The following is a 14,886-nucleotide window of genomic DNA, read 5'->3' as shown; positions in this document are numbered from 1 at the left end:
AATGGCTCAACTCCAACAAGTCACGGACCTAATAATGAGCTCCTTGCAACGGACACCCATCCCTATTCTCGACAGAGCCTCATCCCTTCCCCAATCTGGGTCTAGTCATGAAGTTCGCCCTTCCGGTTCTCGCGCTAGGAATTTACCTCCTCGCCTTTTTCATTCGCCAGAATCACCGGCACGGAATTCAGCTTCGCAATGCCGACTTGCAGGCGGCCATCGCGAAACACGAAGAGCTTCACCCCTCGGCCCCGAGTTCACCGCAGAACTCATCCCGCAATAAAACCGTCCGGGTGCCATCGGTCCTGCCCGCCGGGACGACGGGTTTTCTCCAGCTTTCCGACGAAGATTTGCGCAAGCTCGTCCAAGCAGATTCTCGAGGCGAAATGTCCGACATGCGAACCAGCGTCGTCTTCCGCAAACTCTTGCTCGAGGCTACGGAGGAGGAACTTTGTGAGCTCTTGGACCGAGCCCCCACCCTGCCCCTGAGTGCCGATGACTACGAAAGCCTCGTGGAAAACGTCATCACCCGATTGGGCCAGGTCGCTCCCGAAACCGCTCTCAATCGAGCTTTTTCCCAAGCACACTATGACGCCATCCTTTATAGCTGGCATCTCAATGACATCTTTTCGCTTTGGTCCAGCAGCGAGCCGAAGGAAGCAGTCGCTTGGTTGGATGCACGCATTGCCGACGGTTCCCTTCAGCCCAAGTCCTTGACCGCGAATGACCAGACTCGAGTTCAATTCGAAAGTGCGGCCTTCTTCTCCCTCCTTCAATCCGATACCCAGTCCGCCCGGGGCCGCCTCCTCTCACTCTCCCCCGACCTTCGACTGCAGACGCTTTCTGCGAACACCTCCTCCTTTCTCGATCTTCAGAAAGAGTCCGAATTTACTGAGTTGGCGACACTCATTCGGGAAGCGCTGCCCGAGGAGCAGCAATACGAGGTTTTGAACCATATGGGTGGCATTCTGGCCGGAATCAAATTGGAAGGGACCGAGACCTTTCTCAATGCAATCGCATCCTCCCAGTTCGAGGTCGCTCCCATCGCCCTGGCTGCGATCAACGAGCGCATCGAGAACAGCAGATGGTATGAACCTCTTCCTCTAGAAACCGAATTGCAGTCCACCCGCGAGTTCATCGCCCGATACAGCCCTGCGGATCAGGCCCGCGTGATGGGCAAAACCCTGGCGATTCGGCTGGAGCACGAGGACTCCGATTTGGCGCGCACCCTTTCGCTTTTGGAGAAAGAGTACCAGCAATACCCGGACGACGAGCTGATCGACAGCTTTCTCACCCACGGCGCCGACCAACTCGCCAACCGCGCGGAAAGCTCTGGCCCAGCTATCCAACTCCTCATCGCCAAAATCAAAGATCCCATCCTGCGAGAACGCTGGGAGAGCGGTCAGCAAGATGACATGCCATGAAAAAGCCCCACCTCTACACGGTCCTAATTGTGGCGGCCACCGCCCCGTTGCTGTTTCTCCAAGAGAGGCAAATTGCACGTGATCGAGAGACCCAATCGCAACTGATGACGCAGGCACGAGCTCTCGGCATCCCGACCGATGGCACCCGCCGGACAAAATCCCTTTCAGGAACGAGCCTTCGAGACCACGAACAGTCGCAGCGTCCCATAGCGCAGACCGCAGCTCAGGATTACGCAAAAGAACTTCTCCACTTGGCCAAACAAGCACGGACGTCCAACGACTTTTCTCCCGAATTCGAAATGGAGTTGATGTCCTTTTTCTCCGATCTCTTTGAGCAAGATCCCAGCGTGCTCATCCAGCTCTTCGAACTCCTTTGGGACAGCGAGGAACTCACTGAAGACGAGCGTCCCCAAGTGATGGAACCAATTTTGACGACTCTCATCCAATCGTATCCCGAGGATGGCCTCGCGCTTCTGAGCGACCTCAAGCCGAAGCTCGCACTAAGATACCCTGCCTACGAGAACGGCGAGTTCCCTGAACTCATCATGATGGCGCTCACCGAGTGGACCGCATTCGACCCGCAGGCTGCAAAAGAGTGGCTGACGAACAACCCCGACCTCGCTTCCGAAGAGGCCTTGCGGGCGGTGCAGATTGGTATTCTGGAGAACGAATTCTCCCGGGACTTCTCTCAAGCCCTTCCCCTCTTTGCAGCCATGAATGAAGCTGATATCGAGGAGTTCTTTTCCAACTGGGAGCTCGATCTCTCTTCGCAAGAGCGAAAACTCAGCCTCCTCGATTTCATCGCCGGGGAACTCAGTAAAAAGGTCGGACCAAATCAAGACTCTCGAGAACCTTACCGGTATCTCCTCCTGCAAGGTGAACTCTACAATCGGCTCGGTACGGTTCTGGCAACGGAAGGACCCGAGGCAAGCGAGACACTCTTTGTAAATTCTGACCTCGGCGCGGAAGAGAGGGAAATCATCGCCACCCAGATCACAGTGTCCGACCCAAGGGACCCTGCGGCCTGGCTACCCTTCTTCTCAAAACACCTCACGAACAAATCACGAGAATACGCGATCCGAAACACCATCGAAAACTGGACCCTATCCGACTTCCGCGCGACCGCGCAGTGGATCGGCGAACAACCCGCGGGCGATCTCAAGGAACTGGCCACTTTCTCTTTTGCCGAGACCATTATGCCCCACGAGCCATCCTCTGCGGCGGACTGGGCGGAAACCCTTTCCCCGAGTCCCCAGCGCCACGCCCTGATGGTCGACATCCTCTACGGCTGGAAAGAAAAGGACCCGGAGGCGGCACAAGCATTTGCCGCAAGACATCATCTGAAGGTCCCTGAGTAAGAGCCCGCCGAATGACAGTTTTGTTCATTTCGTAAACAAGCTTCCCATCCTGCGACATTAAAGTTAGAGATCCTTCTGTTCTCTTTCCTATGAGCTGCGGCTGATTGCGGAAGTTTCTCTATCCTTAGTTATGAGCGCACCTCACCCTTCTTCCGGGGCCACTTCGACGTGGCTCCAATCGATTCGCGACCGCACTGGCGAAATTGTTGTCGGGCAAGACATCGTCGTCGAACGAACCCTCATCGCCCTGCTCACCTCGGGCCACCTCCTGTTAGAGGGCATGCCCGGTCTGGCCAAGACCCTCTTGGTCAATACGGTCTCGAAAGCCCTGCACCTGGATTTTCGCCGCATTCAGTTCACCATCGACCTTCTGCCCTCCGACATTGTGGGCACTGAGATTCTCGATGAAAAGACCGGCGGCTTCCGCACCCACAAGGGACCCATCTTCACCAACCTGCTGCTGGCCGACGAGATCAACCGCGCGGCGCCCAAGGTTCAGGGTGCGCTGTTAGAAGCGATGCAGGAGCGCAAAGTGACCCTGGGCGCGGAGACCTATTCCCTCCCCACCCCCTTTCTCGTCATTGCCACCCAAAACCCCATCGAGCAGTCCGGCACCTTCGAGCTCCCGGAGGCTCAGCTCGACCGCTTCATGCTTTGCCACCGCCTCTCCTATCCCACCCCGGAGGAAGAAGAGGAAATTCTCCGTCGCAACATGCGCCTCGGAGTCAACAAGAAGGACGGCGGCGCGGTGGCCAAGACGGAATTCGACCTCATCGGAGGCGATGCCGTTGGCACTACCGAAGACCTCGTTGCCGCCACCGAGGCGGTCCATGGTATTCACGTCTCGGATGTCTTTCTCAAGCACGTCATCGATGTGGTCGAGCGCACCCGCCAGCACCCTGACCTCGAGCTGGGTTGCTCGCCGCGCGCCGGGATCTCGTTGCTCAAGGCCTCCCGCGCCCGCGCCCTCATTCACGGACGCGACTACGTGATTCCCGAAGACCTCTTTGCCTTGGCCGAGGACGTGTGCTTGCACCGGATTCGCCTGAGCTACGAAGCCCTCGCGGAAGGCAAGACTCCCAAGGGAATTTTGAACGAAATTCTGGAAGCCTCGGTGAGCTAACTTTTCGAAAAACGAAAGCCCGGGATTCGCGTCTTTGGTGGCCTTCGTGGTAAAAAATCAGTTCATGCCCTCCCTGCAACAGACCGATCCCCTTGACTCGCGGCAATTCGTGATCGCTATCAAACGGCTCGCCGACTCCCTCAGTTACGGCACCGATCGCAGTCCTTTCCTCGGTTCGGGCTTGGAATACGTGCAATCGCGTCCCTACGTCCCCGGCGACCCGGTGAAGACCATCGACTGGCGGGTCACGGCCCGCACGGGAGTGCCGCACATCAAGGAATACGAAACACCTAAACAACTGCCGGTCTGGTTCGTGGTCGATAGCTCGGCCTCCATGACCCTCAGCTCGACCAAGCTCTCCAAGTATCAACTGGCAGTGCAAATCGCCGGGGGCCTGGCCCTGGCCTGTCTCGATCGGGTTTCTCCAGTGGGATTAATGGCGGCGGGTTCGCGCGACCTCAAGATCTCGCCTTCGCTCTCACGCGAAACCCTCCTCCTCTGGCTCCATCAACTGCGCCACTTTGACTTTGTGGAAAAGACCCAGCTGGGTGAAAAGCTCCTCGCGCTCAATCCCTCCCTCAAGCAGCGCTCACTCATCTTCGTCCTTTCCGACCTCCACGACCCGGAAGCGATTCCGGCGCTGAAGCTCGTCAACGGCCGACACGATCTAGTCACCATCCTTCTCCGCGACCCGGCGGAAGACGGCTTGGCCGGAGCCGGAATCCTTCGCGCCCGCGATGCGGAAAGCGCCCGCACGGTGACCGCCCCCGCAAAGCATCAATTCGCCAGCACCGCAGACGCCGTCGCCGACCTACAAGGCGCCTCCATCGACCACTTTCTGCTCCGCACGGACCAACCCTTTCTCGCCGCTCTCCGGCTCTTTCTCCAATCCCGCAACCTGCTTTCGCGATGAAGAACTGGCTCCTCGCATTCTTAGCTTTCCTCTTTGCCACCACCCACCTGTTAGGCGAAACGCCCACCCAACGCGTCGGCCTGCCGCTCCTGTTAGAGGATCTGTATTTGAAGGGCCCTTTGCTGGAACCCGTCCCGCGCACCACTCGAGAAATCCCCTTAATGCTGCGGATGGTCGAGGTGAAGCCGGCCCAAGACGGCTTCCGCTACACCATCGAGGTCCAGGGCCTCGATGCGGGAGATTACAACTTGGGAGAGTTTCTACGCGAAGCGCAAAGCGAATCCGGGCACTCGTCCCACCAAGTACCAATCACCATCACCACCGCCTTGCCACCCGGCCTCCCCCGCCCCGCCGAACTGCAGCCCAAGCCTCTCCCGCGGGTGGGTGGCTACCGCGCTCTTCTTTGGGTACTTGGACTTGTTTGGGTTTCGGGTTTGGTTTGGGTTCTTTTTGCGGGACGCAAGAATGCAAACTCTACCGCAACCATCACCCCGGAACCCACTTTGGCCGAACGGCTGGAACCTCTTTTGAAAAAGGCTTCTCAAGAGGAACTCAATACCGACGAACGAGCCCGTTTGGAACGACTGGTTTTGGGACATTGGCGGAAGAAAGTGCCGGAAGTCGCCAACCTCCCGACTTCCGAGTCCCTGGCTCATCTGCGCAAACATCCCGAAGCCTCCCCGCTTCTTCTGCAACTGGAACGCTGGCTGCACAGCCGTGACTCCGCCGTCAGCGATGAAGAAATCCAAGAACTCCTGACCCCCTACCGCAGCTGACCCATGCTTTTGGCCCACCCATTTGTTCTGCTACTTCTCGCGATCCCCATTGGGCTTCTCGTCTTTCAGTATCGCCACAAGGGTCAGGCCGTCGCCCTCCCCAGTGACCATCACCCCCACAAACGCCGCCGCCTGCTGACGCTCCTGTTAGATTTCGCCGGCACCCTGCCCGCCTTCCTTCTCGCGCTCGCCATCGTCCTCTTGGCCGGTCCCCGCAAGTTCGAGCAACCCCGCTCCGAACGCGAGATGACCAACATCCAATTTTGCATCGATGTCTCGGGTTCCATGACAGCACCCTTCGGTGATGGTGACCGCTTCGATGCCGCCATGGAGGCCGTCAATGGCTTCATCGACTACCGCAAGGGCGACTCCTTTGGGCTCACGATTTTTGGAAACAGTTTCATGCACTGGGTCCCGCTCACCACTGATGTTTCCGCTTTTCGGTGCGCTCCGCCCTTTCTCCATCCCACCAAACTCCCCAGCTGGTTCGGCGGCACCGAGATAGGCAAAGCGGTCCGCGCCTGCGAGGATGTGCTGGTCTCGCGCGAGGAAGGCGACCGCATGATCCTCCTCATCACCGATGGCCAATCCTTTGACCTCTCTAATGGCAAGGATGTCGAAATCGCGAATTCGCTGAAGGACAATGGCATCGTCCTTTACGGCGTGCACGTGGCCGATGGCGGTCCTCCGCCCGAGGTCTCCGTGATGGCCTCCATCACCGGCGGGCAATATTTTTCGGCTGGAGACCCCGCAGCCCTCGATGCCGTCTTCAAGCAAATCGACACCATGAAGCAGTCCCGCATCAAGCGCCTGACGCCCGACCCCGTCGACAACTTCACGCCCTTCATTTTCGCCTGCTTCGCAGTCACCGGACTGCACCTCCTCACCCTCTTTGGCCTGCGCTACAACCCTTGGTAAGATGACCACGCCTATCCTCGTCGCTCTCGCTACTACGATTCTCGTAGTGGTCGCCGAGTTCGTGCACGCGCGGCGCGTCGCACTCGTCCAGCCCCTGATGCCGCAAGTTCCGCGCGCTCTCTTTGTGGTCGCCCCCTTGGTTCGGGTGCTGACCCTCACGGCCCTAGCCTGGGCCCTGACGACTCTTTTCCTCCTCCCACCCAAGGCCCACCGCTCCAAGATGAAGTCCATCGAGCCCAAGGAACGCGAGCACCTCCTTCTCGTCCTTGATGTCTCGCCCTCCATGCGACTCCAGGATGCGGGCGAAGTGGGCAAAGACTCACGAAGCCGACGGGCCTCCTCGCTCGTCAGCTCGCTGTTAGAACGGGTCTCGGACGAGAAAATGCACTTCACCGTCATCGCGACCTATAGCGGAGCCAAGCCGGTAGTGAAAGAATCCCGCGACCGCGAGGTGCTGCTCAATATCCTCAACGACTTGAATATGCAGTATGCCTTCGAGGTCGGCAAAACGCGCCTCTTCGCGGGTTTGGAAGAAGCGGCCAAAATCGCGAAAGACTGGCGACCGGACAGCGCCACCCTGGTTCTCATTTCCGATGGAGACACCGTCCCCCCCTCCGGAATGCCGCGCATGCCCTCCTCAGTGGGCGGAGCCCTGGTCGTAGGCGTGGGCGACCCGATGAAAGGCACCCTCATCGACGGTCGCCAGTCGCGACAGGATGTTTCCACCCTGCGCGAGATCGCCAATCGTCTGGGGGGCGAGTATCACGATGGCAACCTCAAGCACGTCCCCACCGCCACCCTCCGCAGTCTCGGCAGCTTGAAAGTCTCCGCCGAAAAACAACAACTCACCCTGCGCGAATACGCGCTGTTTGCCATCGCGCTGGCCTCTTTCCTGCTCGCTTCTTTACCTCTCATTCTCTATCTCCTAACTGATCGAAAAAAATTGTCTCCGTGAGACGCTCTACTCGACAAGAACTCCAAGATCCAATCCAACATGAAAATCGCCCTCACCACCCTCTGGCTCCTTGTGCCTCTCGCCTTCGCGGCCTGGCACTTCGGGCCCGGGCAAGATCAGCTCAAACTCGATGATGCCCAGTCCCTCATCGCCAAGGCCGACAACGCGCTCAAGGAAGAGGACTACGCCTCCGCAATCAAAAACTGGGAGGAAGCCATGAGCAAACTTCCCAAAGAAGAAGTGACTCTCGGCCGCCGGCTCGAACTGGAAATCGCGAAGGCCAAGATGCTCAATAGCAAACTCCCCGAAGCTCGCGATGAACTCGTCGAACTGATGCTCGTGCTCGACACCGATCCGGATGCCGACCCCGGCTTGCGGGACGAAACCCGCGCCGCTCTGGCCAATGCCCGCTACTACATGACCTATCTCATGAAACTGGAAGGCCTGCCCGACGCCATGTGGGAACCCGAAATCGAAGCCGCTCGCCAAGAGTATAAGTTACTCGCGGAAAACGCCAGCGACCGCTCCTTGGCGAAAACATCCGCTGACGATTTGGAAGCCGTCATTCGCCTCGCGCGCATGGACCCGGCCGAGCTCTACGGACTCCCCATCCCCAACCAATGACAGGGATGCTCTTCGGGCGGTCGCCCGAAATCGAAACCCGGCTCCAACCCTGGCAAAAAGCCACAAGATGCTCGTGGTGCGGGAGCAGGACCTCCCCCTGACGGCTCCGGCAGTTAACCCACCTTTACCTACTTCCTATTGTTCTCTTTTCCATGAAATCCACCCTGGTTCCGCTTCTATTTCTCTCCACCCTCAACGGGCAAGTCACCATTGGCGAAAGTCGCATCGAAATGCCCGTCTTTCATGGCGATTCGAATGGAGAAGCTCAACAAGCGCAAATCCAAGCTGCGGCCGCGAACCCAAGCAGCAATCAAAAAGAGCCGGAAGCTTTTCGAAAAGAGATTCTGGGCAAGCTGAAGTTCGATCGGAGTCCCTCGGGCATTCTTCAGGAAGAGAGCCTTAGCCGTCACCCGGAAGACAGCCCGCCCAAAGCAGCTCCCCCTTCCGAAGCCCCAGATGAGCAGAAGCTGCTGCGCGAGAAATACCAGCAAGAAGCCCAGGAGTATCGCCGCAATGTGGTGCTGGGCAATTGGGATGAAGTCAGAAGCTATTTGGAAAACCTCCCCGAGGACTTGGGGGCAGCAACCTACCTGCGACTGCTTCAGGAACTGGGCAAGCCCGTCCCAGTCATACTCCGCCCCGAGGCAATGGCGATGGGGGCACGTCCTCACAACCAGGCCAATTATTTCAGCACCGCGGACATCCTCGCCCTCGCCGATGTCCCCCCAAAAGCGCCGGACAAACAGGCCATTCAAGCCTTGGCAAAGCTGCTGCCCGAGGATCCACCGACGAACTTTCTCGCCACTCTCGCAAAAGGAACCCGCTACTTTGGAAATGATGACCCCAGCGCCCAACTTCGCACCTCCGAGCTTCTTCTCGAGGGTGGCCTCACGGAAGCGGCCTCTGATTTTCTTCCCGACCTGGACACCGCGCGCAGCTTCGAACAAACCAAAGCACTTAATATTCTCTCGCGATATCACGCCGAGGCGCACCGCCAGGCTCTCGGCTCCAGCCACCTCCCATTGGCTTGGGAGCTTTCACTGGAAGTCATGTCCCTCAAGAAGGCGGAAATGCCCGAACGGCTTGAAGCTCTCTATCGAGCGCTCTCTCTGGTGCCTGAATTGGATGAGGGCACCGGTCAAAACTGGCTGAAAGAGACTTTCTCCGATCCAGCTGGGGAAGGCTTCGAGATTCTTGCCGCAGCCGGAACCCTCGGCTCGCAATCGCAACAGATTCGCGATGCCAGCATCCGCCAGCAGCAGATCCAACTGCAGAAAAGCGCGGCTGAGGCTCTTCTGGGGACCAAGGGCATCGACCTCTCTGAATGGGAAGAAATCTTTTCCATCTACGCCCTCAACTGGCTGCAAGAGGCCAAGGTCACCCTGCAATTCGACCGCTCGACCTCCAGCCGACCAGAGATGCAAGTCGACAACTACGGGAACGTTTTCTACGGCCCCCGGAACTACTACGCCAACAATGACCGCAAGGGTCCCAATCCCATTCCAACCGGCGACTTGCTGGAACTGGTTCCCTCCGAAAAGTGGATTGCGGCAGTCGACGAGACCGTGGCCCAGCAACTGTTAGAGCAGATTCCACGTCTCTACTTGAAGGTCAAAGAACATCAGAAAGCATTTCCTCTCATTGAGAAACTAGCCGAGTCCCGCCCCAAGACCGCGAAAGAGCTTGTCCGCAATCTGATCTCAGTCTGGGCCGAGAACCACAATCCGAACCTCAACAACCGCTATCGCTCCCGCTACTCCTATTTCTACGGCTACAACAATCATGCCGAGACCATTCCTCTCACCCGCTCGAAGCAAGAGCGCAATTTGAAGGAGCTTGCCGGCCTCGTAACCGAGGTCCGCGAGCTGGAACTTGATGAAGCATTCGATGAGGAATTCGCCAACGCCTTCATCACCGTTCATTCCCAGGCAGAAGTCTGGCGTTTGGAGGCTTTGCAGAAAGTGTTCGGCGAGCTCGAGGCTCTCGATAGCGAGGTCATCGCCTCCCTGATTGAGAGAATGCGCATCAACTTGGCCGCGCTCTGGCCGAACCCCAAGGTTCAGGAAGCTGCGGGCACCAAGCGCCGTGACAAAGAGCTCCACCAACAGGTCCTGGATGGCTACGAGATGGCTCGCGAAGTGACGGCCAAGGCCTGGGGCAACGACATTGGGTCCTCCCAACTGCTCACCCAACTCGCCGCAATCGTCTACGAGGAGTCCAACTATCTTTCCAATCTCCAACCCCAAGCGACTCACTCCAGCACGAAGCGCACGGCCTTGGACGACTTCGCGGAAGCGGCCAGACTTTACGCCGCGACCTTGCCAATGGAGGACAAGAGCGAGGAGAACACGGCGGTGTATGAAACTTGGTTTTACGCGGCCTTGGGTTCCCCTTTACTGGAGGCGTTGAAGGCCCATCACATGCCGGTGCAATCCGAATTTGTAAAAATCAAAGGCGCCCTCGACTCCCTTCCGGAACCTATCCGCGAGCGTCACTACGCCATGCTGGCGACCACGCTGAACAATCGGCTGGCCAACGTCGCGCCGGATCTCAAGTTCCGCTACCTGCAAGCGGCAATCGATGTCGTGGGACGGCACGAGAAGATTGGAAGCGCGGCCGAAGTCTACGATTACTACAAGGATCTGGTCACCGAGATCGAACTCATCGCCACCCTCGATGGGCCCGCCGAGGTCGGCACCGAACCCTTTGGCCTCTTCGTCAACCTTCACCACACCAAAGAGATCGAGAGAGAGTCCGGTGGCTTTCAACGCTACTTGCAGAACCAGAACAATGTCTCGTATTCATACAACTTCGGCCGCCCCACCGAAGACTATCGCGATAAATTCGAGAAGGCTGCCCGAACCGCTTTGGAGGAAAACTTCGAAGTCGTCTCGCTGACTTTTCACACCGACAAGATCGACTCCCGCACTTCTTCCCGCTTGGGATGGCGGACCACGCCATACGCCTATTTTCTCCTGAAAGCGAAGGGCCCTCAAATCGACAACATCCCTCCCCTCAAAATTGACTTGGACTTTCTCGACACCTCCGGACACGTGGTGCTGCCGGTCAGCTCGGCCAACGTCCCCCTCGTCGCCACCGCGGACTCAACCGCCCGCCCCGTGCGAGACCTCAAGGTGACCATGACCCTCGACGAACGAAATGCGGAGGAAAAGGGCGAATGGAACCTGGAGGTAAAGACTGCGGGCAAAGGGCTGGTTGCGTCGTTGCAGGAATTAGTCGATCTCCCGCCCAAAGGCTTTGAAGTCGTCGCTACCGAGGACCGTGAACTTCAGGTCGAAGAGCTGACGACAGACACAGACGACGGCGCACCCCTATCGACCCACGAGTATCGCCTGACCCTGAAACCCGAAGGCGATTCACCCAAGCAATTTGCCTTTCCCACCCTCACCGCCTTCGCCATGAAGTCACTCGCCGAAGAAAACGGAGTCCTGCGCCAACGGTATCAGGATGTAGACCTCATCCCCGTGGACGAATTGGTGGAATTGGAAGAGTCATCCAGCTCTCCTCTTTGGTATTGGCTGTCAGCGGTCATTCTCGCGCTCATCGCCTTCTTCGGTTGGAAGTGGTCTCGCAAAAGCGAACAGAGTCCCGGCTCCGATGTCGAGGGAGGTCCGGCCTTGCCGAGCACCTTGACCGCGGTGAGCTTGCTCCACTGGTTGAAAAACCTCAAAGGACATGTCCCAGCCGAACAGGCCAAGGACCTCAGTAGTGAGATTCAACAGCTGGAACGCCACGCTTTTTCAGCCGGAGGTAAAGAGCTCAATTTGGAAGAGATTGCCAGGCACTGGAAATCGTTTTGCTCAAAAAACCCTCAAGAGCCAACCAAAAGACCTGCTTAATTCATATATTAAACTTGATATCACCTCCTTGACTCACTAATAGTCAACGAATGTTAAATAAGAGAGCGCTCGCAGCGGCATCCATCGCCGCTTCCACGACTGCCTTTGGATTCGATATTCGTCTGGACTTCACTCACGACGACTACTTCACGAATTCTTCGAATCCCTACGGGTCGACCGGGCAGGCAGCTCTCCAAGCTGCGGCTGACGAGCTGTCGACCCTCATCCAAAATCAACTTTCTCCAATCGCTACCAACTTCGTCAGTGGTACCAGCGGCTCCACTACCACGCAGATGCTGACGAATTATTCTGTGGTGGATCCCTCAACCGGAACCACGAACCTCTCAGTCTCCCCAGTGGGGTTGGGTGACGAAATTGTTGTCTATATCGGAGCACACAGTATGGGAGCTTTCACCTTTGCGGAAGCTTCCCCTGGAGTCCCCTCCCTTCAGCTTGGCGGAAGCGGCCTGGGCCCCGAATGGCCTGCCGCGATGGCCAGCGCTGAGTCCCAGATGAACACTTTGTTCGGTCGCAGCAGCGCCCCTCTTCAGCGACTCACCGGAGCAGCGAGCCTGGGAGGAGTAGAGGCCAACTACAACCTGGAGTTCGGCCCCGTGATGGGAAGCATGTGGTTCAACGATTCACCCGGCGATTCCTCACCCGGACGCGAGTCTTGGGAAGAGAACAATGCATATTGGCACTTTGACCACACCACTCCAGTAGGGACTGGTAAGATCGACCTCTATAGCTTGGCTCTTCACGAGTTGGTCCACATTCTGGGATATGGAACCGGTGACAATTGGAACGACTTCGTCAGCGGCCAGAACTGGAGCGGACCAGAAGCAACTGCATTGTTGGGAACGGGAGAAGGCGTCTTGGACGACGATGGCTTTCACATTTTGACCGGCCTCCAAAGCACGGGATACCTCGATGGACAGACACGGCAAACGGTGATGAACGGTTCCCCTCAGGTCGGGCAGCGTGACCAACTCACCCTGCTGGACCTCGCCTTTCTTTCCGACATGGGTTACCAGATCAGCCCGATTCCCGAACCCTCTACTTCCGTCCTTCTCGCGATGCTCACCCTCTCGAGCCTAACCCGGAGAAGCCGCAGCTAAGAGAGCCGGCTTTTGCAAATTTGAGGCCCTTTCCCAACCTCTCGAAAATGCGGCGAAGCGAGACCGCAGGCATTGGCACGCAGACAAACTTCCCCCTATCCGTTCGTTTTTGTGGATGATAAGGTTTTCTTAACAACTTCGCTATGTCTGGAAAAATTCTGAGCTTGGGGCTAGCCGCTGCCCTCCTTCCTTCGTCGGGACTAGGTTTCAATATCACCCTGGACTTTACCTACGACGACTTCTTCTCCAATCCTGCCAATCCCTACGGCTCCACAGGACAAGCCGCCCTGCAAGCCGCCGCAGACGAGATCTCTTCTGTCCTCGGAAATTCTCTCTCAGCCATCACCACCGACCTTGTATCCGGAAGTAGTGGTGGCGGAGTCGCTCAGGTCCTCACGACCTATAACCTCGTCGATCCGCGCGACGGAGTCTCAACGATTCAAAGATCGCCCGCTGGAATTGGCACCGACGAGATCGTCATCTACGTTGGTGCCCGCAGCATGGGTGCCTTCACCTTCGCCGAGGCCTCCCCGGGTTCTCCTTCCGTTCAGATCGGTCTAAACTCCAACGCCAATTGGCCTGCCGCATTGGACAACGCCGAAGCGGTCATGAACACGATGTATGGCCGCGGGATGACTCCATTGCAACGGGTCGCCAACACCTTGACCCACGCGGAGCAGACCTCGTCCTACGAACTGAATTTCGGCCCCGTTATGGGCAGCATGTGGTTCAATGATTCACCCGCCGATATCTCCGATGGTCGCGAATCCTGGGAGGTGAATAATGATTACTGGCACTTCGACCACACCACCCCGGTCGGCACAGGCAAGCTGGATATCTACAGCATCGCTCTCCATGAAATCATTCATGTCCTGGGATATGGCACCGGAGACAATTGGAACGATTTCGTAAGCGGAATGGACTGGACCGGCCCCGAGGCAATCGCCCTCCTCGGCACGGGTGAGGACACTCTCCACGAGGACGGATACCACATCGAATCGGGGCTCGAAAGCCCGGGCTATCAGGACGGCATCATGCGCCAGACAGTTATGAATCGCTCTCCTCTCGTTGGCCAACGCGACCAACTCACCCTATTGGACTTGGCCTTTTTGAAAGATTCTGGCTATGAAATCGCGGTCATTCCAGAACCCTCGACCGCCAGCCTGATCGCCCTACTTGGCTTGACTGGCACCTTCTTCCGTCGAAGATAATCGAACAAGGCGCCCCCCTCAGCAGGCTCTAACGAAAGAATGCACCAAAACGTGGATTCTTCTTTGCCTTGGCACTACTTGAAGGCGGCTGCCAAGTCTGCACCGCCGAATGAGCGGACACGGGCTCCAACACCTCCACCGCAGCCTCAACTGCTTCAACTGGCTCGAAAATTGATTTGGACTCCTCTTCCTCAGGCTCGTGCTCCGGAGCCTCGAATTGAGGGGCCTCTTCTTCGATCACTTCCTCAACCTCTTCAGGAACCGCAAAATCCTGAATCTCGGACGCGGGAAAAACTTCGCTAAAAACCTCTACCCCCTCTTCCAATTCGGCAGCCTCTTCGGGAGTGAACTGGAGATTCTCCGGAGTCGGATCCATAGGGACCAAACGGTCGCCTTCGGGAGCGTCCTCGGGACCATCTTCTTCTGCCATCAGGGACGAAACCAATTCCGCCAATGGGGTCAACTCCTTGACCGGTGGCGCCGGCTCCAATTCGGTTGCCTTCATGAATGGAGTTTCTACTGGAATCACCTCCTGATCCCCCGAACTAGCGGACGCAACCACCTCGGGTACGAAAACTGAAACCGGCTCATCCACCGCAAGCTGGG

Annotated in this window: 12 protein-coding genes; 11 read left to right on the top strand and 1 reads right to left on the bottom strand. The window is 57.6% G+C overall.

Annotated features, from left to right (window positions below):
- Positions 1-107 precede the first annotated feature (107 nt).
- From IE099_RS08575 to IE099_RS08525, 11 genes are all read left to right on the top strand, one after another.
- The gene (locus IE099_RS08575) at positions 108-1,424 is read left to right on the top strand and encodes a hypothetical protein (protein ID WP_189569502.1); all 1,317 of its coding nucleotides are present in this window, start codon (positions 108-110) and stop codon (positions 1,422-1,424) included.
- Positions 1,421-2,782 (top strand): hypothetical protein, encoded by a 1,362-nt coding sequence (locus tag IE099_RS08570; RefSeq protein WP_189569501.1) that lies wholly within the window; start codon positions 1,421-1,423, stop codon positions 2,780-2,782. Before IE099_RS08575 ends, IE099_RS08570 begins: the two co-directional genes overlap by 4 nt.
- A 130-nt stretch (positions 2,783-2,912) precedes the next feature.
- The gene (locus tag IE099_RS08565) at positions 2,913-3,905 is read left to right on the top strand and encodes an AAA family ATPase (RefSeq protein ID WP_189569500.1); all 993 of its coding nucleotides are present in this window, start codon (positions 2,913-2,915) and stop codon (positions 3,903-3,905) included.
- Positions 3,906-3,969: 64 nt separating this feature from the next.
- Positions 3,970-4,818 carry a DUF58 domain-containing protein gene (locus IE099_RS08560; protein ID WP_189569499.1) on the top strand — a complete coding sequence of 283 codons (849 nt, stop codon included), beginning with the start codon at positions 3,970-3,972 and terminating at the stop codon, positions 4,816-4,818.
- Positions 4,815-5,594: a hypothetical protein gene (locus IE099_RS08555; protein WP_189569498.1), complete on the top strand. Its 780-nt coding sequence runs from the start codon at positions 4,815-4,817 to the stop codon at positions 5,592-5,594. The genes IE099_RS08560 and IE099_RS08555 overlap by 4 nt, the downstream gene beginning before the upstream one ends.
- 3 nt (positions 5,595-5,597) lie before the next feature.
- Positions 5,598-6,512 carry a vWA domain-containing protein gene (locus IE099_RS08550; RefSeq protein WP_189569497.1) on the top strand — a complete coding sequence of 305 codons (915 nt, stop codon included), beginning with the start codon at positions 5,598-5,600 and terminating at the stop codon, positions 6,510-6,512.
- Position 6,513: 1 nt separating this feature from the next.
- Positions 6,514-7,467 carry a VWA domain-containing protein gene (locus IE099_RS08545; RefSeq protein ID WP_189569496.1) on the top strand — a complete coding sequence of 318 codons (954 nt, stop codon included), beginning with the start codon at positions 6,514-6,516 and terminating at the stop codon, positions 7,465-7,467.
- 39 nt (positions 7,468-7,506) lie between these two features.
- Positions 7,507-8,091: an outer membrane protein assembly factor BamD gene (locus tag IE099_RS08540; protein WP_189569495.1), complete on the top strand. Its 585-nt coding sequence runs from the start codon at positions 7,507-7,509 to the stop codon at positions 8,089-8,091.
- 152 nt (positions 8,092-8,243) lie between these two features.
- On the top strand, positions 8,244-11,951 hold the full coding sequence (locus tag IE099_RS08535) for a hypothetical protein (protein ID WP_189569494.1): 3,708 nt from the start codon (positions 8,244-8,246) through the stop codon (positions 11,949-11,951).
- Between the two features lie 50 nt (positions 11,952-12,001).
- Positions 12,002-13,069, top strand: a complete 1,068-nt coding sequence (locus tag IE099_RS08530) for a PEP-CTERM sorting domain-containing protein (protein ID WP_189569493.1) — start codon at positions 12,002-12,004, stop codon at positions 13,067-13,069.
- 143 nt (positions 13,070-13,212) lie between these two features.
- Positions 13,213-14,280, top strand: a complete 1,068-nt coding sequence (locus IE099_RS08525) for a PEP-CTERM sorting domain-containing protein (RefSeq protein WP_189569492.1) — start codon at positions 13,213-13,215, stop codon at positions 14,278-14,280.
- Positions 14,281-14,308: 28 nt separating this feature from the next.
- On the opposite strand, the gene IE099_RS08520 is transcribed toward IE099_RS08525, so the two are convergent.
- Positions 14,309-14,785, bottom strand: a complete 477-nt coding sequence (locus IE099_RS08520) for a hypothetical protein (protein WP_194598379.1) — start codon at positions 14,783-14,785, stop codon at positions 14,309-14,311.
- Positions 14,786-14,886 lie beyond the last annotated feature (101 nt).

Source organism: Roseibacillus persicicus, from assembly GCF_014651675.1.
Taxonomy (GTDB): Bacteria; Verrucomicrobiota; Verrucomicrobiia; order Verrucomicrobiales; family Akkermansiaceae; genus Roseibacillus; species Roseibacillus persicicus.
The sequence above is the reverse complement of the archived record's forward strand: the minus strand, read 5'-3'. Positions and strand labels throughout refer to the sequence as shown.